General features: G+C 67.1%; 20 protein-coding genes and 1 pseudogene. 9 read left to right on the forward strand and 12 right to left on the reverse strand.

All coding sequences use genetic code 11. The features are described 5' to 3' along the window. Positions 1 to 98: 98 nt before the first annotated feature. The 3 genes from PJ259_RS20120 (at position 99) to PJ259_RS20130 (ending at position 2,774) form a co-directional block, all read left to right on the forward strand. Positions 99 to 848: an electron transfer flavoprotein subunit beta/FixA family protein gene (locus tag PJ259_RS20120; RefSeq protein ID WP_271653945.1), complete on the forward strand. Its 750-nt coding sequence runs from the start codon at positions 99 to 101 to the stop codon at positions 846 to 848. Further along, on the forward strand, positions 848 to 1,774 hold the full coding sequence (locus PJ259_RS20125) for an electron transfer flavoprotein subunit alpha/FixB family protein (RefSeq protein ID WP_271653946.1): 927 nt from the start codon (positions 848 to 850) through the stop codon (positions 1,772 to 1,774). Before PJ259_RS20120 ends, PJ259_RS20125 begins: the two co-directional genes overlap by 1 nt. A 118-nt stretch (positions 1,775 to 1,892) precedes the next feature. Beyond that, positions 1,893 to 2,774, forward strand: coding sequence for a glycine betaine ABC transporter substrate-binding protein (locus PJ259_RS20130; protein WP_059313659.1), 882 nt, complete (start codon positions 1,893 to 1,895; stop codon positions 2,772 to 2,774). A gap of 66 nt (positions 2,775 to 2,840) precedes the next feature. On the opposite strand, the gene PJ259_RS20135 is transcribed toward PJ259_RS20130, so the two are convergent. The 3 genes from PJ259_RS20135 to PJ259_RS20145 form a co-directional block, all read right to left on the reverse strand. After that, positions 2,841 to 4,370, reverse strand: a complete 1,530-nt coding sequence (locus PJ259_RS20135) for an apoptosis inducing factor family protein (RefSeq protein ID WP_271653947.1) — start codon at positions 4,368 to 4,370, stop codon at positions 2,841 to 2,843. A gap of 80 nt (positions 4,371 to 4,450) precedes the next feature. Next, positions 4,451 to 5,365, reverse strand: a complete 915-nt coding sequence (locus PJ259_RS20140) for a cation diffusion facilitator family transporter (protein ID WP_059313661.1) — start codon at positions 5,363 to 5,365, stop codon at positions 4,451 to 4,453. Beyond that, complete coding sequence (locus PJ259_RS20145) at positions 5,365 to 5,790, reverse strand: polyribonucleotide nucleotidyltransferase (RefSeq protein ID WP_271653948.1); 426 nt, start codon at positions 5,788 to 5,790, stop codon at positions 5,365 to 5,367. Before PJ259_RS20145 ends, PJ259_RS20140 begins: the two co-directional genes overlap by 1 nt. Positions 5,791 to 5,892: 102 nt before the next feature. Between PJ259_RS20145 and hrpB the strand changes: the two genes are divergently transcribed. Next, a complete protein-coding gene (hrpB, locus tag PJ259_RS20150; protein WP_271653949.1) occupies positions 5,893 to 8,397 on the forward strand; it encodes an ATP-dependent helicase HrpB in 2,505 nt (834 codons plus the stop codon). A gap of 120 nt (positions 8,398 to 8,517) precedes the next feature. Beyond that, positions 8,518 to 8,946, forward strand: a complete 429-nt coding sequence (locus tag PJ259_RS20155) for a pyridoxamine 5'-phosphate oxidase family protein (protein WP_068382992.1) — start codon at positions 8,518 to 8,520, stop codon at positions 8,944 to 8,946. A gap of 4 nt (positions 8,947 to 8,950) precedes the next feature. On the opposite strand, the gene PJ259_RS20160 is transcribed toward PJ259_RS20155, so the two are convergent. From PJ259_RS20160 to PJ259_RS20195, 8 genes are all read right to left on the reverse strand, one after another. Further along, positions 8,951 to 10,159 carry an amino acid deaminase gene (locus PJ259_RS20160; RefSeq protein WP_271653950.1) on the reverse strand — a complete coding sequence of 403 codons (1,209 nt, stop codon included), beginning with the start codon at positions 10,157 to 10,159 and terminating at the stop codon, positions 8,951 to 8,953. Further along, positions 10,156 to 10,929: an IclR family transcriptional regulator gene (locus PJ259_RS20165; protein WP_271653951.1), complete on the reverse strand. Its 774-nt coding sequence runs from the start codon at positions 10,927 to 10,929 to the stop codon at positions 10,156 to 10,158. The genes PJ259_RS20160 and PJ259_RS20165 overlap by 4 nt, the downstream gene beginning before the upstream one ends. Before the next feature lie 14 nt (positions 10,930 to 10,943). Then, a complete protein-coding gene (locus tag PJ259_RS20170; protein ID WP_059313667.1) occupies positions 10,944 to 11,330 on the reverse strand; it encodes a RidA family protein in 387 nt (128 codons plus the stop codon). Between the two features lie 27 nt (positions 11,331 to 11,357). Next, complete coding sequence (locus PJ259_RS20175) at positions 11,358 to 12,146, reverse strand: amino acid ABC transporter ATP-binding protein (RefSeq protein WP_271653952.1); 789 nt, start codon at positions 12,144 to 12,146, stop codon at positions 11,358 to 11,360. After that, positions 12,143 to 12,805, reverse strand: coding sequence for an amino acid ABC transporter permease (locus tag PJ259_RS20180; protein ID WP_059313669.1), 663 nt, complete (start codon positions 12,803 to 12,805; stop codon positions 12,143 to 12,145). The genes PJ259_RS20175 and PJ259_RS20180 overlap by 4 nt, the downstream gene beginning before the upstream one ends. 10 nt (positions 12,806 to 12,815) lie before the next feature. After that, the gene (locus PJ259_RS20185) at positions 12,816 to 13,478 is read right to left on the reverse strand and encodes an amino acid ABC transporter permease (protein ID WP_184292191.1); all 663 of its coding nucleotides are present in this window, start codon (positions 13,476 to 13,478) and stop codon (positions 12,816 to 12,818) included. Positions 13,479 to 13,525: 47 nt separating this feature from the next. Beyond that, a complete protein-coding gene (locus tag PJ259_RS20190) occupies positions 13,526 to 14,305 on the reverse strand; it encodes a transporter substrate-binding domain-containing protein (protein ID WP_231893041.1) in 780 nt (259 codons plus the stop codon). A 268-nt stretch (positions 14,306 to 14,573) separates the two neighbouring features. Further along, on the reverse strand, positions 14,574 to 16,034 hold the full coding sequence (locus PJ259_RS20195) for an N-acyl-D-amino-acid deacylase family protein (protein WP_271653953.1): 1,461 nt from the start codon (positions 16,032 to 16,034) through the stop codon (positions 14,574 to 14,576). A gap of 176 nt (positions 16,035 to 16,210) precedes the next feature. Here PJ259_RS20195 and PJ259_RS20200 point away from each other — a divergent pair, with 176 nt between their 5' ends. From PJ259_RS20200 to PJ259_RS20210, 3 genes are all read left to right on the forward strand, one after another. After that, the gene (locus PJ259_RS20200; RefSeq protein WP_271653954.1) at positions 16,211 to 18,229 is read left to right on the forward strand and encodes a methyl-accepting chemotaxis protein; all 2,019 of its coding nucleotides are present in this window, start codon (positions 16,211 to 16,213) and stop codon (positions 18,227 to 18,229) included. A 96-nt stretch (positions 18,230 to 18,325) separates the two neighbouring features. Then, a complete protein-coding gene (locus PJ259_RS20205) occupies positions 18,326 to 18,757 on the forward strand; it encodes a LexA family protein (protein WP_059313673.1) in 432 nt (143 codons plus the stop codon). After that, positions 18,750 to 20,021 carry a Y-family DNA polymerase gene (locus tag PJ259_RS20210; protein WP_271653955.1) on the forward strand — a complete coding sequence of 424 codons (1,272 nt, stop codon included), beginning with the start codon at positions 18,750 to 18,752 and terminating at the stop codon, positions 20,019 to 20,021. The genes PJ259_RS20205 and PJ259_RS20210 overlap by 8 nt, the downstream gene beginning before the upstream one ends. A gap of 15 nt (positions 20,022 to 20,036) precedes the next feature. Here the strand turns inward: PJ259_RS20210 and cycA are convergent, their stop codons facing one another. After that, entirely contained in the window at positions 20,037 to 21,419 is a 1,383-nt protein-coding gene (cycA, locus tag PJ259_RS20215; protein WP_271653956.1) for a D-serine/D-alanine/glycine transporter, read from the reverse strand. A 358-nt stretch (positions 21,420 to 21,777) separates the two neighbouring features. Between cycA and PJ259_RS20220 the strand changes: the two are divergent. Further along, a pseudogene (locus tag PJ259_RS20220) lies at positions 21,778 to 22,077 on the forward strand (PAS domain-containing protein); the annotation flags it as partial. Positions 22,078 to 22,141: the final 64 nt, after the last annotated feature.

The following is a 22,141-nucleotide window of genomic DNA, read 5'->3' on the forward strand; positions in this document are numbered from 1 at the left end:
TCTGTCGTGTACATTTCTCTTGTCGAAGGTGATGGGCTGTGGCTAGGATTGGCCCATTGCCGGTGGTTGGCATGGCCTCAATAGCCCCAGGAGAGACGATGAAAGTGCTCGTTGCGGTGAAGCGCGCTATCGATCCGAACATCAAGGTTCGCGTGAAGGCCGACGGCTCCGACGTCGAGCTGACCGGCGTCAAGATGGCGTTGAATCCCTTCTGCGAAATCGCCGTCGAGGAGGCCATCCGCCTGAAGGAAAGGGGCGTCGCCCAAGAGGTCGTGGTGGTGACGGTCGGCAGTAACGCTGCGCAGGAGCAGTTGCGCACGGCCTTGGCTCTGGGGGCCGACCGAGCGCTGCTGGTAGAGCTGCCAGGCCCCCTGGAGCCGCTCAACGTGGCCAAGGCGCTCGCCCGGGTGGTCGAGCGCGAGCGCCCAGACCTGCTGCTGTTCGGCAAGCAGGCCATCGACCAGGAAAACAGCCAGACGGGCCAGATGCTGGCGCAGCTCGCCGGCCTGCCCCAGGCCACCTGCGCCTCGGCCTTGAGCCATGCAGCAGGGGAATGGATCGTCGAGCGTGAGATCGATGGCGGGCGCCAGACCGTCGCGCTGCGTTCGCCCGCCGTCGTGACCTGCGACCTGCGGCTCAACGAGCCTCGCTATGCCTCGCTGCCGGCGATCATGAAGGCCAAGAAGAAACCCCTGGAGGTGCTGGATGGCACGGCCCTGGGGGTTGCGACCAGAACGCACACCCGCCTGCTGGGCGTGCAGCCCCCGATCCAGCGGACGGCGGGCATCCGGGTCCAGTCCGTCGACGAGCTGGTAAGCCACCTCAAACAGCGTGCAGGAGTGCTCTGATGTCCAGTCTGATCGTCGCTGAACATCACCTTGGCCAGCTCAAGGCCGCCACGGCAAACGTCATCATGGCGGCCAGGGAGCTGACGCAACCGATCGAGCTACTGCTGATCGGGCCGGGCGCTTGCGCCGCAGCAGAGCAGGCTGCAGCCTTCGCCGGGGTGGAGCGGGTGCTGGTGGCCGAGGCCCCCGAGTCGTGTGCGCCCGAAGTCCTGGCCGAGCTGATCGCCAGGCTGGCGGGACGCTGTCCTGGGCATGTGCTGGCCGAGGCGAGCACCCAGGGTCGCAGCGTCCTGCCGCGCGTGGCTGCCTTGCTGGATGTCGGGATGATCGCCCAGGTCATCGCCATCGACAGCCAGACGGTGTTCCGCCGACCGATCTATGCCGGCAATGCCATCGCCTGCGTCGAATCCCTCGATGAGGTGCGAATCCTGACCGTGCGCGCGTCCGCTTTCGCCGAGGCGGAGCGATGCGCGACGCCTTGCCCGATCGTGCGGCTGGAGGAGGCGCTGGCACCGGCCGCGAGTCGTCTCGTCAGCGAGGTGCTCAGCACCAGCGCACGGCCCGAGTTGGGCAGTGCGCGCGTGGTGGTGTCCGGTGGGCGTGGCCTGGGCAGTCGGGAGAATTTCGCCCTGGTCGAGCGGGTCGCCGATCGACTGGGCGGCGCTGTCGGGGCCTCCCGTGCCGCCGTGGATGCCGGCTTTGCGGGTAACGACCTGCAGGTGGGCCAGACCGGCAAGCATGTCGCGCCCGACCTCTATCTGGCCGTGGGGATCAGCGGCGCCATCCAGCATCTGGCGGGCATGAGCGGCTCCAAGGTCATCGTCGCCATCAACCAGGATGGCGAGGCGCCCATCACCCAGGTAGCCGACTACACCCTGGTGGCCGATCTGTTCGAAGCCCTGCCGGCCCTGGAACGGGCGCTGTAGCGGGCCCTCCTCAAGACCCGGGCGTGCGGAAGCAGGCCTGGCCCCTCTCAACAACAACGCGTTCTTCGACTTGATACTGCCAGCAACAACAACACTACAAACGCCGGAGATAGAGCTGATGAATGTTGCACAGAACATCAAACGCAAGGTCCTGGGTCTGGTCGCCGTGCTGGGCCTGACAGTCGCCAGCCAGGGTATTCACGCTGCCCAGGGACCGGTCCGCATCGGCTGGGTCAACTGGTCGGATGCGGAAATCACCGCGAAGCTCGCCCAGGCTGCCATCGAGGATCAGCTGAAGCTGCCGGTGAAGATGGTGCAGGCCGACATTGGCATCCAGTTCCAGGCCATGGCCAATGGCAGCATCGATCTCATTCCCATGGTCTGGCTGCCTACCACCCATGCGGTGTTCGTCGACAAGCACAAGGACAAGCTCACCGATCTGGGCGTGCTCTACGAGGGCAAGCTGGGCATGGCGGTACCCGACTCCATTCCCAAGAGCGAACTTTCCAGCGTCGAGGACCTGAAGAAGCCTGAGGTGCGGGCCAAGCTCGAGGGCAAGATCCTCTCCTCGGAAGTGGGCAATGGCCAGTACAAGCTCACCGAGAAAGCCTTCGACGTCTACCAGCTCAAGGGCTACAAGATCGTCGCCTCGTCCGAAGTCGGCATGCTCACCGAGATGGATCGCAATCTGAAGCGTGGCAAGTGGTCGGTGATCAACGCCTGGAGCCCGCACTGGATGTTCTCCAAGTGGAAGCTGCGCTATCTCGACGATCCTAAGGGCGTCTTCGGTACGGCGGAGCAGATCCATGCCATCGCGCGCAAGGATTTTCCGGCCGAGTATCCGAAGATCGCCACCTTCTTCGCCCATTACCATCTGCCAGACGGCGACTTGCAGCAGCTGATGCTGCAGGCGCGCGAGAGCTCCGCCGACAAGGTCGTGGCCGACTACTACGCCGCCCACAAGCAGATGTTCGCCGACATGTTCAATGGCAAGAACTGAGCGCCTAGAAGCTGGCTATCCGTCCAATGAGGACATGCCCGGTCACCCGAGCGCGTCCTGATCGGATCAAGGCACGGCCAGAATCTCCAAGGCGCGAGCGCGCGGCAGAGGCTGCCGCATGAGCTGGCTCAGCACCGCGGTGGCACGCTCTCGTTGGCAGGCGACTACACCCACTACCAGATCCTCGGCCAGCAACAGGGCGACGAAGGTCTGGTCACCCAGGCTGCCGTCGAGGTGCATGTCATCCCACTGGCGGGGGTGGCCGAGGTATTCGTAACGCTTGCCGTGGTGCAGGGTCCAGAAGAAGGGGACGTCGGCATAGGCCTCGGCCTGGCCGAGCAGGTTACGCGCGGCCAGGCGGCCGTGCTGCTGGGCCAGGCGCCAGTGCTCGATCCGGGTGGGCCGGCCGGCATAGGGGAAGGTGGCCAGGTCGCCAGCGGCGTAGAGGCCTTCCGCGGCCTTGAGCTGGGCATCCACCGGTATGCTGCCATCGTCCGCCAGAGGCAGGTTGGCGAGGAAAGCCGTCGCCGGAGCGATGCCGGTGCCTACCAGCACGACATCGGCAGGTAGACGGGTACCGTCCTTGAGTCTGACCTGCCGGACCTGACCTTCGCCTTCGAAGCCCACCACCTCGTGGGGCGCATGAAAGGTGACGCCATTGGCCTCGTGCAGGGTCTTGAAGTGCTGACCCAGGGTCTCGCCCATCTGTTTGACGAAGGGCAGGGAGGCGGGAGAGACCACGTCCACCGCCAGGCCCTGCTTGCGCAGGGCGGAGGCGGTTTCCAGGCCGATGAAGCTGGCACCGACGATCACCGCCCGGCCCTCGTCGGGCAGGTCGGCCAGGATGGCGGCCGCGTCAGCGCGGGTCCGCAACAGGTGGATGCCCTGAAGGTTGGCGCCTGGCACGGCCAGGGGTTTGGGCTCGCCGCCAGTGGCGAGTACGCAACCGTCATAGTCCAGGGTCTGGCCATTGCTCAGTTCCAGCTGGCGTACTTGGGCATCCAGGCGCACCACCTCGGCGTGCAGGCGTTCGACGTGCTGCTGACGGAAGAAGTCGGCATCGCGCAGCGGTGGAGCCTTTTCCGGGGCCTTGTCGCCCTGGAGGACGAATTTGGACAGGGCGGTGCGATCATAGGGCTCGCCCGGTTCCTGGCCGATCAGCACGAGGCGGCCGCCAAAGCCGAACTCACGCAGGGCAGCGGCGGCGGCCGTGCCTGCGGCGCCGGCGCCAACGACGACGAACAGGCGCTCGTCACGCTGGATTTCGGCCGCTTGTGCGGGCAGTGGCTCGGTACCGACCAGCACCTCGCCATCGCGCACCTCCACCGGGTAGCGCTGCAGGGCATCCAGCGCGGGTGGTTCGCAGAGGCTGCCGTCATCCATGGCGAAGCTCGCCTTGTGCCAGGGACAGACCAGCCGCCCCTGGCAGACGGCACCCTCGGCCAGCGGGGCGCCGGCATGGGGACAGTTGGCCTGAAAGGCCCGCACCTCGTCGCCGACGCGCAGCAGCAGGATGGTGGTGTCTTCGATCTCGACCGCGGTACCGCGGTCTTCACGCAGGTCCGCAAGGCGCGCGACCGGGTGCAGGGTATTCATGGTCATCTCCCGGCGCTCTCTGGAACGCTCTCCGAATCAGGCTTGCAGATTCGAGAGAACGCAGCGGCGCCGGGTTCCGCTCAGGTGGCGGGCGGCAGGGGATGACGGTGGGGGACGTCCGGCGCATCCAGCGGATCGGCGTGGACCAGCACCTCGGCCTGGGGGTATTCGGCGCAGATGGCCGCCTCGACCTCGTCGCACAGCACATGGGCGCGCGACAGGCTCATCTGCCCCGGCAGCTCCAGATGCAGTTGCACGAACCAGTGATTGCCGGAGAGACGGGTACGCAGGTCATGGGCACCGATCACGCCGGGGACCTGGCAGGCCAGCTGCAGCATGTGCTCGCTGATGTCGGCGGGCAGCTCCTGGTCCATCAGCACGCCAAAGGAGTCACGGGCGATGCCGTAGGCACTCCAGAGGATGTAGAGGGCGATGGCCAGGCCGAACAGTGGATCCAGCCAGTACCAGCCGAAGCCGGTCAGCGCCAGGGCGATCAGGATGCCGACGTTGAGCAGCAGGTCGGAGCGATAGTGCAGGGCGTCGGCGCGGACCACCGTGGAATCGGTAAGGCGGATGACGTGCTGCTGGTAGGCCACCAGCATGGCAGTCAGGGCCAGGGAAAACAGGGTGACGGCGATGCCTAGGGCATGGGCGCCGAGGGGCTCGGGGTGTTGCAGGCGACCGATGGCCTGCCAGGCGATGAGCACGGCGCTAACGCCGATAAACACCGCCTGGGCGATACCGGCCAGGGACTCGGCCTTGCCATGACCGTAGCGGTGGTCGTCGTCCGCCGGTTTGAGGGCGTAGTGCACCGCCAGCAGGTTGAACACCGAGGCCAGGCCGTCGAGCAGCGAATCGGTCAGGCCGGCGAGCAGGCTGACCGAACCGCTGAACCACCAGGCCACGGCCTTGGCCAGGATCAGCGTCGTCGCCACGGCCACCGAGGCGGCCGTGGCGCGACGCAACAGCCGCTCGGTGCGGTGCGGATCGCTCATCAGGCGTGCGGGGCGAGGCCCAGGCTGGCAAGCTGTTCGGTGTTGCCGCTGCGTTGCAGCAGGCGCGGGTCGTCCAGCGGCAGGTTATGGCCGGTGGCCTGCTGGATGATGGCCTTGAGGCGTGCGCGATCGACGCTGCCGTCCGGGTTGACCGCCTTGTTCAGCTCGGCCGGATCCACCTCGGCACGGCGGTTCTCGGGCAGGTAGATGGCACCGGTGGCGAAGTCCACGCCAAAGGCGACCAGGCCGGGGATGATGTAGAACAGCAGGCCGATGGCATCGAGGGCAACGATGCCCGGGTCGATACGGCCACTGCCGGTGATCTGGCCGCGGCGCTCGGGGTAGAACAGGGAGCCGCAAGCGGTCAGCTGGGTGAACAGGGCGGCGGCGAGGACGCCACACACCGCGCGGGTACGCATCGACATAGACAACCTCCGGTTGGATGAGGCCGCCACTATAGCGGCCGGAATCACGGCGGGCGAGACGCTTTATACTGCCCGCCCCGTTGAGACCACCGGCCGTGCCCAATGACGCCCTTGCCCATCGATGTTGTCCTGCCCGACCTGCGCCAGGCCCTCGCCCGCCGTGATGACTGCGTGCTGGAAGCGCCGCCCGGCGCCGGCAAGACCACCCGGGTGCCCCTGGCGCTGCTGGACGAACCCTGGCTGGCCGGTCAGCGCATCCTGCTGCTGGAGCCGCGCCGGCTGGCGGCCCGCGCTGCCGCCGAGCGCTTGGCCGCGGAGCTGGGTGAAGGCGTCGGCGAGACGGTGGGCTATCGCATCCGCTTGGAAAGCCGGGTAGGGCCGCGCACCCGCATCGAAGTGGTCACCGAGGGCATCCTCACCCGCCGGCTGCAGGACGATCCGGCGCTGGACGGTGTCGGTCTGGTGATCTTCGACGAATTCCATGAACGCAGTCTGGACGCCGATCTGGCCCTGGCGCTGACCCTGAGCGGGCGCGAGCTGCTGCGCGATACGTCGCTCAAGGTGCTGGTGATGTCCGCCACCCTGGAAGGCGAGCGCCTGGCCGCGCTGCTTGGTGATGCGCCCGTGGTGCGTAGCGAAGGCCGGATGTTTCCGGTCACGACCCGCTGGAGTCGACCGCTCGGCCAGGACGAGCGTCTGGAGGCGCGGGTGGCCGCCACGGTGCTGCAGGCATTGGACGAGGAAACTGGCAGCCTGCTGGTGTTCCTGCCCGGGCAGGCGGAGATCCGCCGCACCGCCGAGCGGCTGGCGGATCACTTGCCTGCTGCGGTGCTGCTCTGCCCGTTGCATGGCGAGCTGGAGCTGGCGGCCCAACGGGCGGCCATCGAGCCGGCGCCAGTGGGCAGCCGCAAGGTGGTGCTGGCCACTAATATCGCCGAGACCAGCCTGACCATCGAAGGGGTACGGGTGGTGGTGGATGCAGGTCTGGCGCGGGTGCCGGCCTTCGATCCCGGCAGCGGCATGACCCGCCTGACCACCCGCCGCATCTCCCGCGCCTCGGCTACCCAGCGTCAGGGCCGCGCCGGCCGCCTGGAGCCGGGTGTCTGCTATCGACTCTGGTCGGAAGAACTGCACCAGCAATTGCCGGCCTACGACAGCGCCGAGATCCTCCAGGCTGACCTCGCCGGGCTGGCGCTGCAACTGGCCCGCTGGGGCATGAGCGCCGAGGAGCTGGCCTGGCTCGATCCCCCGCCCGCCGCGGCCCTGGCCCAGGCCCGCGACCTGCTGATGCGCCTGGGTGCCCTGGACGACCAGGGCGTGCTCACTCCTCACGGCCAGGCCATGAGCGGTCTGCCGGCCCATCCGCGGCTGGCGCACCTGCTGTTGCGTGGTCAGGCCTGGTGCCTGGCCGAGCGCGCCTGCGAGATCGCCGCACTGTTGGGGGAGCGCGACCTGGCGCCGGGGCAGGGCGCCGACCTGCATACCCGTCTGCTGCTCCTGGCCGGCGAAGGGCGCGGCCCGCGCGGCGGGGTGGCGCGCATTCGCCAGCTGGTCCGTCAGTACCGCGGCCTGCTGCGTGGCAAGGCCGAGCGGCCGGTGGCCGATCCCGAACACCCGCGCTGGACCGGGGCCCTGCTGGCCTGCGCCTATCCGGATCGTATCGCCCAGCAGCGCAAGGCCGGCGGCCAGGACTATCGGCTGGCCAATGGCCGGGCCGCCAGCTTTGGCGAGCCGGATGGGTTGATGAAGTCGCCCTGGCTGGTGGTGGCCGACCTAGGCAGTCGCCAGGGGCAGCGCGAGGAGCGCATCTACCTGGCCGCCGAACTGGATCCGGCGCTGTTCGAGGGGCCGCTGGCCGAGCAGGTGGTGAGTCACGACGAACTGGACTGGGACGAGCGCGAAGGCGTCCTGCGCGCCGAGCGCCAGCGCCGGGTCGGCCAGTTGGTGCTGAGTCGCGAGCCGCTGAAGAACCTGGACGCCACGGCCCGCAGCCGCGCGCTGCTGGGGCTGGTGCGGCGCAAGGGCCTGGAGTTGCTGCCCTGGACGCCGGAGTTGCGCCAGTGGCAGGCGCGGGTAGCCTTGCTGCGCCAGCTGGACTTGCAGCAGAAGCAGGCGAGCGACTGGCCGGACGTCAGCGACGCGGCCCTGCTGGCCAGCCTGGAAGACTGGCTGCTGCCCTACCTGGACCGCGTCACCCGCCTGGCCCACTTCGCCAATCTGGACTTGGCCGCCATGCTCCAGGGCCTGCTGCCCTGGCCGCTGCCGCGGCAGCTGGACGAGCTGGCCCCGCGCAGCCTGGCGGTACCTTCCGGCTCCAACATCCGCCTGGACTACGGCGAGCACCCGCCGGTGCTGGCGGTGCGGTTGCAGGAGCTGTTCGGCCTGGCCGATACCCCGCGCATCGCCGGTGGACGCCTGGCGGTCAAGCTGCACCTGCTTTCCCCGGCGCGGCGTCCGGTGCAGGTCACCCAGGACCTGGCCAGCTTCTGGGCCAACACCTATGGCGAGGTGAAGAAGGACCTCAAGGGCCGCTACCCCAAGCACTACTGGCCGGACGATCCGCTGATCGCCGAACCGACGGCGCGAGCCAAGCCGCGGGGGACCTGAGGTCGGCAGCGCAGCCCGTCCGAAAAGCCGGGTCGGCGCCTGCGCATCGGAACCAAGCGGCGGCAGTTTCGGGTCTGAATTCAGACGGGCAACACCGCCCATCCCACCGGAGCGACCCCCATGGCCGACAAGACCCTGCACGACCTGTCCAAAGCGATGAGCGATCTGGATTTCTGCATGCTGACCACCGGCACCGGGCGCCTGACCAGCCGGCCAATGAGCAACAATGGCGACGTCGAGTACGACGGCGATTCCTGGTTCTACGCCTATGACGACTCCGCCAAGATCCGCGACATCGAGCAGGATCCGGCGGTGGGCCTTAGCTTCAGCGAGGGCAAGAGCCTGCTGGGCAAGCCCGGCATCTTCATCGGCATCGAGGGCCGCGCCGAACTGATCCGCGACAAGGCGCAGTTCGAGGCGCACTGGACCAAGAACCTGAACCGCTGGTTTCCCCAGGGTACCGATACGCCCGGCATGATCCTCATCAAGGTGCATGCCGAGCGCATCCGCTATTGGGATGGCGAGGAAGAAGGCGAGCTGCGGCCCTAGCGCCTCAGAAGCAGGTCGCGAAGGTCTCCACCACCTGCAGGCTGTCATCTACCAGGCAGCCCTGGCGCCACTTGTCGAAGGTCAGGCAGGGATGGGAGGTGCCCAGGGCAACGATATCGCCGATGGCCAGCTCGGTGCCCGGGGCCACGACCATGAAGGCATGCTGGTCCATGATGGCGGTGACGGTGCAGCCACTCATGTCTACGGCTGCGCTAGTGGCCTGACCCGGTCGGTAGCGGCGTAATGGCAGCGGCAGGCCGGCGTCATGGGCGACGTCGCGCTTGCCCAGGGCCAGGATGGCAAAGCCGGGTTCGGGCAGCGACTGCACGTGGGCCCAGACCTCCAGCGCTGGCTGCAGGCCCTCGGCCAGGCCGGTGCGCGCCAGGACGCCGCCCTGGGCGTCGCGGTAGATGCCGTGGTCATGGACCACATAGCTGCCGGGGCGCAGGACGGCCAGGAAGTGCTCGCGTACCTCCAGCCGATCGAAGGCGGCGGCGATCAGGTCGTACCAGGCCGAGCCCGAGGCGGTGACGATGGGCCGGTCGAGGGAGAAGGCGCCCTGGCCACGCAACTCCTCGGCCAAACGCACCAGGGAATCGGCGAAGGCGCGGATGTCTGTCACTGCCTCGGCGCCATGGATCACGCCCTCGTAACCTTCGATACCGGTCAGCCGCAGCGCCGGTTGTCCGGCGATGGCCTGGGCCAGGGCACGTACCTCGGATTCGCTGCGGCAGCCGCAACGACCGCCAGGCACGCCGTATTCGATCATCACCTGTAGCGCCAGGCCGCGTTCGGCGAAGAAGGCGCCCAGGGCCGTGACCTGATCGGGATGGTCCACCAGGCAATGGAAGTCGAAATCAGGGTCGGCGCTCAGTAGCTCGGCGATCAGCGCCATGTTCGGCGCCCCGACCAGCTGGTTGGCCATCAGCACCCGGCGTACGCCATGGGCCTGGGCGGCGCGGGTCTGGATCGCGGTGGCCAGGGTCATGCCCCAGGCGCCGGTCGCCAGCTGCCGCTGGAACAGCGCCGGAGCCATGCTGGTTTTGCCATGGGGCGCCAGCTGCGCGCCGCGGTCGCTGGCGAAGGCCTGCATCCAGGCGATGTTGTGGTCGAGCGCCCGCTGGTGGATGACCAGGGCGGGCAGGGCGATGTCGCGGAGCAGGCTGTCGCCGGGGTTGGCGGCGCCTTTCTCGGGGGCATGTAGAGCGGTCATGGATTCTCCTGGCCGCCCAAGCGCTGGGACAGGCGGCGAGCGCTGTCGACCAGCACCTGGCGGTACTCGGCATGGTGGGCCTGGGCGTCGGCGCGGGGCGCGACGATGCACAGGGTGGCGATGCACAGGCCGCTGGCGTCCTGCACCGGAGCGGCGAAGCAGTGGGTGTAGGTGTCGGCGATGCTGTCGAAGGAAAAGAAACCTTCGGCGCAGGCGCTGCGGATCTCGGCGATAAAGGTCGCCGGCGGCAGGCGGCTGCCGTCGGGCAGGATGAAGTCTTCCGGATCGATCAGGGCGAGGATCTCGGCGTCGCTCAGATGGCCGAGCAGCAACCGGCCGGAGGCGGTCCAGGGAATGGGCGCGTCCTCGCCGACGTTGGAGGAGATGCGAAAGGCGCGGGCACCTTCTTTCATCAGCGAGACGGTGTACTTGCGGCCATTGAGCTGGCATAGCTGGGCGGTCTCGCGGGTCCGGGCGACGATGTCGTCCAGCAGCAGCCCGGCCTCGCGGGCCAGGTCGAAGTGGCGCAGGTGCGCCTGGCCGAGAAAGTACAGCTCGCGGCCCAGGTAGACCTGACCGTCGCGGCCCACGGCATCGAGCATGTGCCGCTCCAGCAACAGGCCGACCAGATCGTAGACGGTGGACTTGGGAATGCCCAGGCCGGCGGCGATCTCGTTGGGTCGCAGCGGCCGACCCACCCGCTTGAGGTGATCGAGGATGTCGAAGGCGCGGTCCAGGCCGCGGGCTCTCTGGCGGGTAGGTTCGGTCATCTGTGCGATTTGTCTCAGGCCTTGGGTTTGTAGGCGATGCAGTCGATCTCGACCTTGCAGTCCACCATCATGGAGGATTGCACGCAGGCGCGCGCCGGGGCATTGCCGGCGAAGTACTCGGCGAACACCTTGTTGAAGCTCCAGAAGTCGCGTGGATCGTCCAGCCAGACGCCGGCGCGTACCACGTGCTCCAGACCGTAGCCGGCCTCGTTCAGGATGGCGATCAGATTCTGCATGGTCTTGTGGGTCTGGGCGACGATGCCGCCGTCGATGATCTCACCGTTCTCCATGGCCACCTGGCCGGAGACGTGCAGCCAGCCATCGGCTTCCACCGCGCGGGCGAAGGGGAGGGGTTGGCCACCTGCGCCGCGTTCGCCGGCGCCGTAACGAATGATGCTCATGGTGTTGCTCCTGTAGCGGGGGATGATTCAGAAAGAGGTCCGGCCGAGGAATTCGGCGAGACGGGTGGAGCGGGGCCGCTCGAACAGTTCGCGCGGCGGACCCTGCTCCTCGATGCGACCCTGGCTCATGAAGACGATGCGATCGGAGACCTCATAGGCGAATCTCATCTCGTGGGTCACCAGCAGCATGGTCATGCCATCCTGGGCCAGGTCCTTGATCACTGCCAGCACCTCGCCGACCAGCTCCGGATCCAGCGCCGAGGTGGGTTCGTCGAACAGCATCAGGCTGGGGTTCATGGCGATGGCGCGGGCGATGGCCACCCGTTGCTGCTGACCGCCGGAGAGCTGGCCGGGATGGTGGTCGCGCCGCTCGATCAGCCCGACCCGACGCAGCCACTGCTCGCCGAGGGCGATGGCTTCGTCCTTGCCCATCTTCTTGACCTTGCGCAGGCCGAGGGTGACGTTTTCCAGGGCGGTGAGGTGGGGGAACAGATTGAATTGCTGGAAGGCCATGCCGGTGAGCGAACGCTGGCGGGCGACCTCGCGCTCCGGCAGGCGCTGGCGGCGACCGCCGTCTTCGCGGTAGCCGATGGCCTCGCCGGCCAGCTGGATGCTGCCACCCTGGAAGTCTTCCAGCAGGTTGACGCAGCGCAGCAGGGTGGTCTTGCCCGAGCCACTGGAGCCGATCAGGGTCACCACGTCGCCACGGTAGAGGCTGAGGTCGATGCCCTTGAGCACCTCCACCTCGCCAAAGCTCTTGTGCAGGCCGTTGATGCTCAGCAAGGGGTCGTTGGCAGCGGTCATGGCAGCGGTCATGGCAGGGTCACCCGTTTTTCCAGGTAGCGGCCGAGCCGCTCGATGGCGAAGTTGATGAGAAAGAACAGCAGTCCGGCGAACAGATAGAACTGCAGGGTCATGAAGGTGCGGGCGATGACCTGCTGGCTGCTGAGCAGCAGTTCGGCCACGCCGATCACCGAGAGCAGGGTGGAGGCCTTGACGATCTCGGTGGAGGCGTTGACCCAGGTCGGCAGGATCTGGCGCAGCGCCTGGGGTAGCAGTACCTCCTGGAGACTCTGCACGAAGGTCAGGCCGATCGCCTTGGCGGCCTCGTGCTGACCGCGCGGGATGGCCTGCAGGGCACCACGGACGATCTCCGCCACATGGGAGCCGCAGAACAGCAGCAGGGCCGCGGTGCCAGCCTGGAAGGGCGTGGGTCGCAGGCCCAGGGCCGGGGCCATGTAGTAGCAGGCCAGCACCAGCACGAACACCGGGGTGCCGCGGATCAGGTCGGAGTAGAGGCGGAACGGCAGGCGCAGCGGCCAGCGGCCGTAGGTCAGCGCCAGGCCGCCGAGGGTACCCAGCAGGGTACCGCCCAGCACTGCCAACAGCGAACAGGCCAGGGTGGTGGCGAAACCGGCGGCCAGGGTCTGGCGGGCGTTCCACAACTCCAGGAACCAGGAGGGGGCTTCGTACACGTTCGGGCTCCTAGCGGGTCAGGCTCAGTCGCCGCTCCAGCTGGCGCAGCAGCAGGGCGATGACGTAGCAGGTGAGGATGTAGAGGACGCTGGTCACCAGCCAGGTCTCGATGACCCGGTAGCTTTCCAGGTTGATCTTGCGTGCCTGGTAGGTCAGCTCCGGCACGGCGATGGCCGCTGCCAGGGAGGTGTCCTTGAACAAGGAGATGAAGCTGTTGGAGAGCGACGGCAGGACGTTACGCAGCATCACCGGAATGATGACGTAGGCCTTGATCTGCCATTCGCGCAGGCCGATGGCCAGGCCCGCCTCGCGCTGGCCCTTGGGAATGGCCATGAGGCCGCCGCGAAACACCTCGGCCAGGTAGGCCCCGGCATAGAGCGCCAGGGTGATGAGAAAGGAGCTGAGCTTGTCCAGGCGGATGCCGACGCTGGGCAGGGCGAAGTACAGCAGCAGGATCAGCACCAGGATCGGGGTGTTGCGCACCAGGGTGACGTAGCCCGCCGCGAGCCAGCGCAGTGCCCGCACCCGCGAGAGCAGGGCGAAGGCGGTGGCCAGGCCGATCAGGCAGCCGATGGCGATGCCCACCAGGGCCAGCTGCAGACCCAGGGCGAGTCCGGCCAGCAGGTGATCCAGGTTCTGCCACACGGGGGCGAAGTTCAGGGTGTAGTTCATGCTCGACGTCTACCGAGAGGGCGCGGACGAACCGCGCCGGGCCAGGATCACTTGAACTCGACAGGGAAGCCGATCGCCGGAGACGGCAGCTCGACACCGAACCACTTCTTGAAGGACGCCTGGTAGGTGGGGAATTCCACACCGGTCATGGCCTCGTGCAGGGCGGTGTTGACGAAGTTCAGCCAGTCCTGGTCGCCGCGCTTGACCGCGCAGGCGTAGGTCTGGGGGCTCCAGGCATAGTCGGGCGAGCGGTAGCGGCCGGGATTCTGGGTCATCAGGTACTTGACCGAGGACTGGTCGGTGGCCACGGCGTCGGCACGGCCGGTGCCCAGGGCCTGGTAGAGCAAATCGACGCTGTCGTACTGATCGACCTTGGCGCCGGGCAGCGCCTGGTGCACCAGCTCCTCGGCATAGACGTTCTGCAGCACGGCCACGGTCAGGTCGTCCTTGGCCGCCTTGAGGTCATCGATCTGCTGGTAGCGGCTGTTGGCCGGCAAGAGCAGGGCCACGCCCTCACGGTAATAGGGCAGGGTGAAGGCGACCTGCTGGGCGCGGCTGGCGGTCACGGTGATGAACTGGCAGCTGATGTCGACCTTGTCGGTGAGCAGGTTGGGGATGCGCGCATCTGAGCCCTGGACGACGAATTCGACCTTTTCCGGATCGTTGAACAGCCCCTTGGCGATGACCTTGGAGATATCGATATCGAAGCCCTGCAACTTGCCGTCGGCGCCCTGGAAGTGCCAGGGGGCGTTGGTGCTGCCGGTACCCACTATCAGGTGACCGCGCTTGAGTACGTCATCCAGCTTGGCCGCCTGGGCGCCGGTCATGGCGACCAGACCCACCAGCAGCGCCAGTGTTTTCCACCCCTTCGTCTTGCCCGTCATTGTGCGACTCCTTTTCCGTTATAGCGGAATTATGTTCGTAACAACGGAATAGGTTGCAGTCACTGTGCCAGCTTTTTCGACGGCTTTGCAAATCAATGGCTTGGCTTGAACGACGGGCAAAGAAGAGGCTCCCGGTACCGTGGGTGGCACCGGGAAGTGGCGGAAGGTAACGGCGGCGCACCAGGTCGGGACGTTACCCGGTAGCGTTCGATCAGCAGCGTGGGAAGGTTTGCCGCAGGTCCCCGGCACGGGGCAGGAAGCGGCCATGGCGCTCGTCGATGCTTTGGCCCGGCGCATAGGCCAGACGGCCGTTCACCCAGACAGCGTGGATGCCTTCGGCGGGGCGCTGTGGCTCGCTGAAATCGGCCACATCGCGAATGCGGGCGGGATCGAACAGCACCAGGTCGGCATGGGCGCCCGGTTCGATCAGGCCGCGATCCTCTAAGCCGAAGCGCGCGGCGGAAAGACCGGTCATCTTGTGCACGGCGGTGTGCAGGGGGAAGAGACCGAGGTCACGGCTGAAATGGCCGAGCACCCGGGGAAAGGCGCCCCAGAGGCGTGGGTGGGGGAAGGGATCCTCGGGCAGGCCGTCGGAGCCGATCATGCTCAGCGGATGGGCCAGGATCAGCCGCACATCGGCTTCGCTCATGCCGTAGTAGACGGCACCTGCCGGTTGCAGGCGGCGTGCGGCGCTGTCCAGGTCAAGCCCCCAGTCGGCGGCGATGGCGTCGAGGTCACGGCCGCCGCATTCGGGATGCGGGGTGGACCAGGTGATGGTGATGCGGTGCCGATGGGTGACCTGCTTGAGATCCAGGGTGGAGGAGCTGGCGGCATAGGGATAGCAGTCGCAGCCGACCTGTTGGGTCTGCGCGGCCTCGGCCAGGGCGCCGAGCAGTTCCGGTGCGCGCCCCCAGTTGTCCACCCCGGCGCACTTGAAGTGGGAGACCACCACCGGTGCCCGGGCCTGGCGACCGATGTCCAGGGCTTCGTCCAGCGCTTCGTGGACCGCGGCGAATTCGCTGCGCAAATGGGTGGCATAGAGTCCGCCCACGGCATCCAGCTCCGCGGCCAGCTGGGCCACCTCGTCGGTCGGGGCCGCCGCGGCGGACGCATAGGCCAGGCCGCTGGAAAGCCCCAGGGCACCGGCGGCCAGACTGTCGCGCAACTCGGCACGCATGGCGGCGATCTCGGCCGGAGTGGCGGCGCGGTAGAGATCGTCCAGATGATTGCCGCGCAGCGCCGTGTGGCCCACCAGGGCGGCGACATTGACGCCGGGGCGGGCCTGTTCCACGGCGGTGCGGTAGGCGGCGAAGGTGGGATAGACGAAGGCCGCGGCCGGGCCGAGCAGATTCAGCGGGTCCGGCGGCTCACCGCGCAAACGGACCGGCGCGGCACTGATGCCGCAATTGCCCACCACCACGGTGGTGACCCCCTGGCTGAGCTTGGGCAGTTGCTGCGGCCGGCGGATGACCATGCTGTCGTCATGGGTATGGACGTCGATGAAGCCAGGCGCCAGCACCAGGCCGCTGCCGTCGCGGACCTCTCGGGCTGGTTCAGTGGCCAGGTCGCCCAGCTTCTGGATACGTCCGGCTGCGATAGCGACATCGAGCGGCCTGCCCGGACGGTCGTGGCCGTCCAGCACCAAGGCATTGCGAATCAATAAGTCATGCATGCTAGAGCTATCCGAAGACCGTTGAGGGGTGGCTTTCGACCGCCGAGTGGCAAATAGCCAAGGAAGCGAAGCGACAGCTCGATAGAGACGAAACTGTTACAAGAATTTTTGTCTATTACGTCACAAATAGGGCGGTACAGCCCTAATGACCCCTTTCGCCGCCGCCCGAGCTAGCCATGAATCTGCTGACCCCTGCTGTAACGATAATGAATCGCCTGAGGTTTCCCGCCAAGTTCGTCTGCCTCGCCACCATCGTTCTGGTGCCGCTCCTGTTTCTCAGCGTCTACCTCTATCAGGATATCCAGGAGCAGCGCGTGAGCCTGACCCAGGAGATCGACGGTCAGCGCTATCTGACGCAGCTGACCCCGGTCGCCCGACTGAGCATGTTGCAGCGCGCCCTGACCAAGCGGCTCCAGGATGGCGATGCTTCCGCCCAGCAGGACTGGCAGAACAACCGTGACAACCTGCTCAAGGCCTATGACGATCTGGGCCGGCTGGACCGCGAACTCGGCACCCAGCTGGAAACCGGGGATCGCCTGAACCAGCTGCGGCGGGGCGCCGAGCGCCTGATGCAGGGGACTACGGGCACCTCGCTGGAGGTGTTCGAGGCCTGGAACGAGCAACTGACCCAGACCCTGAACCTCTTCTATTACGTCTCGGCCACCTCCGGCCTGGCGCTGGACTCGGATTACACCAGTCTCTTTCTCATCGACATCACCTCCGTGCGCCTGCTGCGGGAAATCAACCTCATCGGCCAGCTACGTGGCCTGGCCTTTGGCCTGAGCGCCAATAATCGCTTCGATCCCGCCAGTCTGAATCTGGCGCGCAACGTGGTGAGCCAGGAACGGCAGAGCGCCGACGAACTGGAGCAGGGTCTCAGACTCCTGGCGCGTCAGGCGCCGGAGCTGGCCCAGCGCCTCAAGGGCTCCCTGGCCCAGGCGGCGGACGACTATGCCAACTTCCGCCAGGGCATGCAGGCGGCCATGACCAATGAAGGTACGGTTTCCGGACGCGCCCTGGGTACCCAGGGCAATGCCGTGGTCGCCCGCTACTACAAGGTGCAGGAAGAGGCGCAGGGCCAGCTCTCCCAGTTGCTGGCCGAGCGACTGGTCCATGCGACCACGCTGCGTAATCTGGTAGTGGGCATGATCCTGGGTGCACTGCTGCTGCTGATCTACACCTTCGCCGGTATCTACCAGGCGCTGCGCCAAGGGATCGCCGAACTGGTCGGAGTGACCGCCGCCGCCGCCCAGGGCGATCTGACTCGCCGCGCCTCCCTGCGCGGACGTGACGAGATCGCCGACATCGGCCGTAGTCTGGACTCGATGCTGGAGGCCTTCGGTTGTTCGCTGCGGGAGGTCGATCAGGCCTCCAACGCGGTGGCCGAGGCCTCGGGATCCCTGGCCGGCTCCATCGGTCAGGCACGCTCGACCATGCAGGCGCAACAGGGCGAGACCGACCAGGTGGCCACCGCTATCACCGAGATGACCGCCAGCGTGGCGGACGTCGCCAACAACACCGAAGGCGCTGTCGCGGCTGCCCAGCAGGCCGATCAGGCCACCCGTGACGGCGCCCGGGTGATGCAGCAGACCCAACAGGCCATCGAAGCCCTGGCCGCCGAGGTGGATCTCAGCGCCACCAAGGTCGCCGCCCTGGAGAGTCACAGCCAGGCCATCGGTGGGGTCATCGCGGTGATCCGTACCATCGCCGAGCAGACCAATCTGCTGGCCCTCAACGCCGCCATCGAGGCCGCCCGGGCTGGTGAGCAGGGCCGCGGCTTCGCCGTGGTGGCCGACGAGGTCCGCACCCTGGCCTCGCGCACCCAGACCTCCACCGAGGAGATCCGCCGCATCATCGAGCAATTGCAGGCCGCTACCGGCGAGGCCGTCGGCCAGATGCAGGCCAGCCGTGGCCATGCGCTGACGGGGGTCGCGGCCGCCGAGCAGGCCAGCGCCAGCCTGACCAGCATCGGCTCCGCGGTAGGACGCATCGTCGACGTCAACGTGCAGATCGCCAGCGCCGCGGAACAACAGGCCGCGGTGTCCGAGGACATCAACCGCAACACCACGGGCATCCGTGCCAGTACCGTGCAGGTACTGAGCGGGATCGAGTCCGACGCCGGTACCGCCGAGCGTCTGGCGGGTCTCTCCCAGGACCTGCGCAGCGTGGTCTCGCGCTTTCGCCTCAGCGCCTGAGGGCGCCGCTCATCGGCAGGAACCAGGTCCGACTTTACAACCTGGCTCCCGCGGATAACTGTATAAATAGACAGTTATCCGCGGGAGCACCTTGTCATGTCCGTTACCGTCCTGGGTTGCCTGGCGTCGTCCGACACCCAGCTGCCGCTCTATGATTTTCGCCTGCCGTGCGGTTTTCCCTCGCCGGCCCAGGATCATCTGGAGCGCCAGGTCTCGCTGGACGAACTGGTCGACCTGCGCGCTCCTCATACCTACGTCATCCAGGTCAGTGGCGACAGCATGACCGGTGTGGGCATCTTTCCTGGCGATCTGGTGATCGTCGACCGCGCCCGTCCGGCGCGGGTGGGCGATATCGTGGTGGCGGTGCGCGATCGCGAACCTACCCTCAAGCGCCTGGGCCGGCGCGGCGCGAACTTTGTCCTGCTGGCGGAAAATCCCGCCTATGCGCCGCTGGTCATCGGCGAGCGCGACGACTTCGAAGTCTGGGGTGTGGCCACCCACAGCCTGAGGCGCTTCGGCCATGGCTGAGTCAGTGTTGGCGCTGATCGACTGCAATGCCTTCTATTGCAGTTGCGAGCGGGTCTTTCGCCCCGATCTCGCCGGGCGCCCGGTGGTGGTGTTATCGAACAACGACGGCTGCGTGATCGCCCGCTCGACCGAGGCCAAGCGCCTGGGCATCGCCATGGCGGCGCCCTGGTTCCAGGTGCGCGAGCTGGCCCAGCGTGGCGAGGTAGCGGCCTTCAGCTCCAACTATGCGCTCTACGGCGACATGAGCGACCGGGTGATGCGCACTCTCGCAACCCTGGTGCCGCGCCTGGAGCGTTACAGCATCGACGAGGTATTCGCCGATCTGGCGGGCCTGCCCGAGCCCCTGGACGCCCTCGGCCACCGCCTGCAGGCGCGGGTGCAGAAATGGACGGGCATCCCGGTCAGCGTCGGCATCGCCAGTACCAAGACCCTGGCCAAGCTGGCCAATGCCGCCGCCAAGCGCTGGCCGGAGCGCACCGGTGGCGTGCTGGATCTGCGCGATCCGGTAGTGCATGACTGGGTGCTGAAACACTCGCCGATCGAAGACGTCTGGGGTGTCGGCCGGCGCCTGGCCGCGCGCTTGCGGGGTGAGGGCGTCACCAATGCCTGGGAGCTGGCCGCGCAGGATGCCTGGTCACTGCGCCAGCGCTACAGCGTGGTGCTGGAAAAGACCGCCCGGGAATTGCGCGGGCTGGCCTGCCTGAGTCTCGAAGAACTGGAGGCGCCGCGGCAGACCATTTGCAGCAGCCGCATGTTCGGTCGCCGCCAGTACCAGTTCGGCGCCCTGGCCGAGGCGGTGGCCAGCTACACCGCCCGCGCCGCGGAAAAGCTGCGCGCCCAGGGGTCGCTCTGTCGCACCCTGAGGGTCAGCATCCAGACCGGGATGCATGGCGCGGACGAGGGCCGCTATGCCAACGCCAGCCTGCTCAACCTGCCGGCCCCCAGCGACGACACCCGGGTACTCAACGACTATGCCCAGTCCGGCCTGCGCGAGATCTTTCGCGACGGTTTCGGCTATGCCAAGGCCGAGGTGTTGCTGCTCGATCTCTGCGGCCGTAGCGAGGTGGCCGCAGATCTCTTCGCTGGCGCGCCGGATCCGGCCGCTACCCGGCTGATGGCAACGCTGGACGCCATCAACGGCAAGTTCGGTCGCGAGACCCTGCGTCCAGCCCGGATTCCGCGCGATCCCGCCTGGCAGATGCGCCGCGACCTGCTCAGCCCACGCTACACCACCCGCCTCGATGAACTCTGGTCGGTGGGTTGAGCGAACTGTGGCTGGCTAGCCGCCGCGTAGCGTCCGCCGCCCGCGCCACCAGTAGCTCAGGCCCAGCAGCAGGAACCACAGCGGACTGGCCAGCAGCGCCTGGCGGGTGTCGTCCTGCAAGGTCAGCAAGACCAGTACCGCGGCGAAGAAGGCCAGCACCCCGTAGCACACCCAGCGCCCGCCAGGCAGCCGAAAGGCCGAGGCGGCGTACTGCTCCGGCCGGTTGCGTCTATAGGCCAGCCAGGCCAGCAGGATCAGCGACCAGACGAACATGAACAGCACCGCGGCCAGGGTGGTGACCAGGGTGAAGGCGGTGACGAGATTGGGGATCAGGTAGATCAGCACCGTGCCCAGCAACAGGCATAGGCAGGACAGCAGCAGCCCACGCGCCGGCACGGCCGCCCGGGAAAGACGGGTGAGGCCCCGGGGCGCATGGCCTTCGCGGGCCAGGCCATAGAGCATCCGGCTGGTGGAGAAGATGCCGCTGTTGGCCGAGGAGGTGGCCGAGGTCAGCACCACGAAATTGATCAGGCTGGCGGCCATGGGCACGCCGGCCAGCACGAAGAGTTCGACGAAGGGACTCTTGTCCGGCACCACCTGGCGCCAGGGCGTCACCGCCATGATCACCACCAGCGCCAGCACATAGAACACCAGGATGCGCACCGGAATGGAGTTGATGGCGCGCGGCAGGTTGCGCCGGGGATCGGCGGTCTCGGCGGCGGTGGTGCCCACCAGCTCGATGCCGACGAAGGCGAAGACGGCGATCTGGAAACCGGCGAAGAAGCCGCCCAGGCCCATGGGGAAGAAGCCGCCGTCGTTCCACAGATTGCTCAGGCTCGCCACGTTGCCCGAGGGCGATTGGAAACCCCAGAAGACCAGGCCGAAGCCGGTGACGATCAGCGCGCAGATGGCGACGATCTTGATCAGCGCGAACCAGAATTCCATTTCGCCGAAGAGTCGTACCGTGACCAGGTTGAGGCCCAGCAGGAGCAGCACGCAGAGCAGCGCCGGGATCCAGGGCGCGAGGCTTGGAAACCAGAACTGGGCATAGGCGGCGATGGCGATGACATCGGCGATGGCGGTGACGATCCAGCAGAACCAGTAGGTCCAACCGCAGAAGAAGCCGGCCCAGGGCCCGAGCAGGTCGGTGCAGAAATCGATGAAGGACTTGTATTCCAGGTTCGACAGCAGCAGCTCGCCCAGGGCGCGCATGACAAAGAACAGCGCACTGCCGATGATCAGATAGACCAGCAGGATCGACGGGCCGGCCAGGGCGATGGTCTTGCCGGAGCCCATGAACAGGCCGGTGCCGATGGCGCCGCCGATGGCGATCAGTTGCAGATGACGATTGGACAGGCTGCGTTGCAGCCCCTCGGGCGGGGTGGATGACGCGGACATGACGAGCGGATACCTGACGGCGACAGCGGGGGCCACAAGGTAAGAGATGCACGCCGCGGGTGCCAGTCGTTTCACCTGGACAGCATGCCGCAGGGCCGCGCTGCCGCTGGTGGACGGCGCCACGCCGTCGATCACTCGCAAGACTGGTAAGGTGCCTTTGAACCCGCCTATCATGAGCGTCTGGGCTCATTGCTGAGAGCCTGGGCGGCCACCAGATCCGTCAGCGCCTCTGCCAGTGAGTCGTCCTTTGTCCTACCTTGAAAGCTTTGCTTGGGAAACCACGCCACTGGGCCATCGTACCTGCTGGCCTGTTGCTCTCAGGACCACCTACGACCTGCTGATGGCTTCGCCCTTCGCCATGTGCGCGACCTGGGGGCCCGAGCAGACGTTGATCTACAACCAGGCCTATGCTCCCTTTCTCGGGGCCCGGCATCCCGCGGCGCTGGGGCAACCGATCCACGAGGTCTGGGTGGAGTTGTGGGCCGAGATCGCGCCGCTGATCGAGCGGACGCTGGCCGGCGAGGCGCTGCATTTCGTCGACAAGCACTTCGTGATGACCCGCAACGGCTATCCCGAGGATACCTACTGGAGCTTTTCCTACAGTCCGCTGCGTGACGGCGAGACCATCGTCGGGATGCTCAACATCACCACCGAGACCACCGCCAGCGTCCAGGCCCATCATCAGCGCGACGTGGCCGAAGCCGCGCTGCGCCGCCATAACC

Source organism: Pseudomonas sp. JBR1 (assembly GCF_028198185.1).
Classification (GTDB): domain Bacteria; phylum Pseudomonadota; class Gammaproteobacteria; order Pseudomonadales; family Pseudomonadaceae; genus Chryseomonas; species Chryseomonas oryzihabitans_E.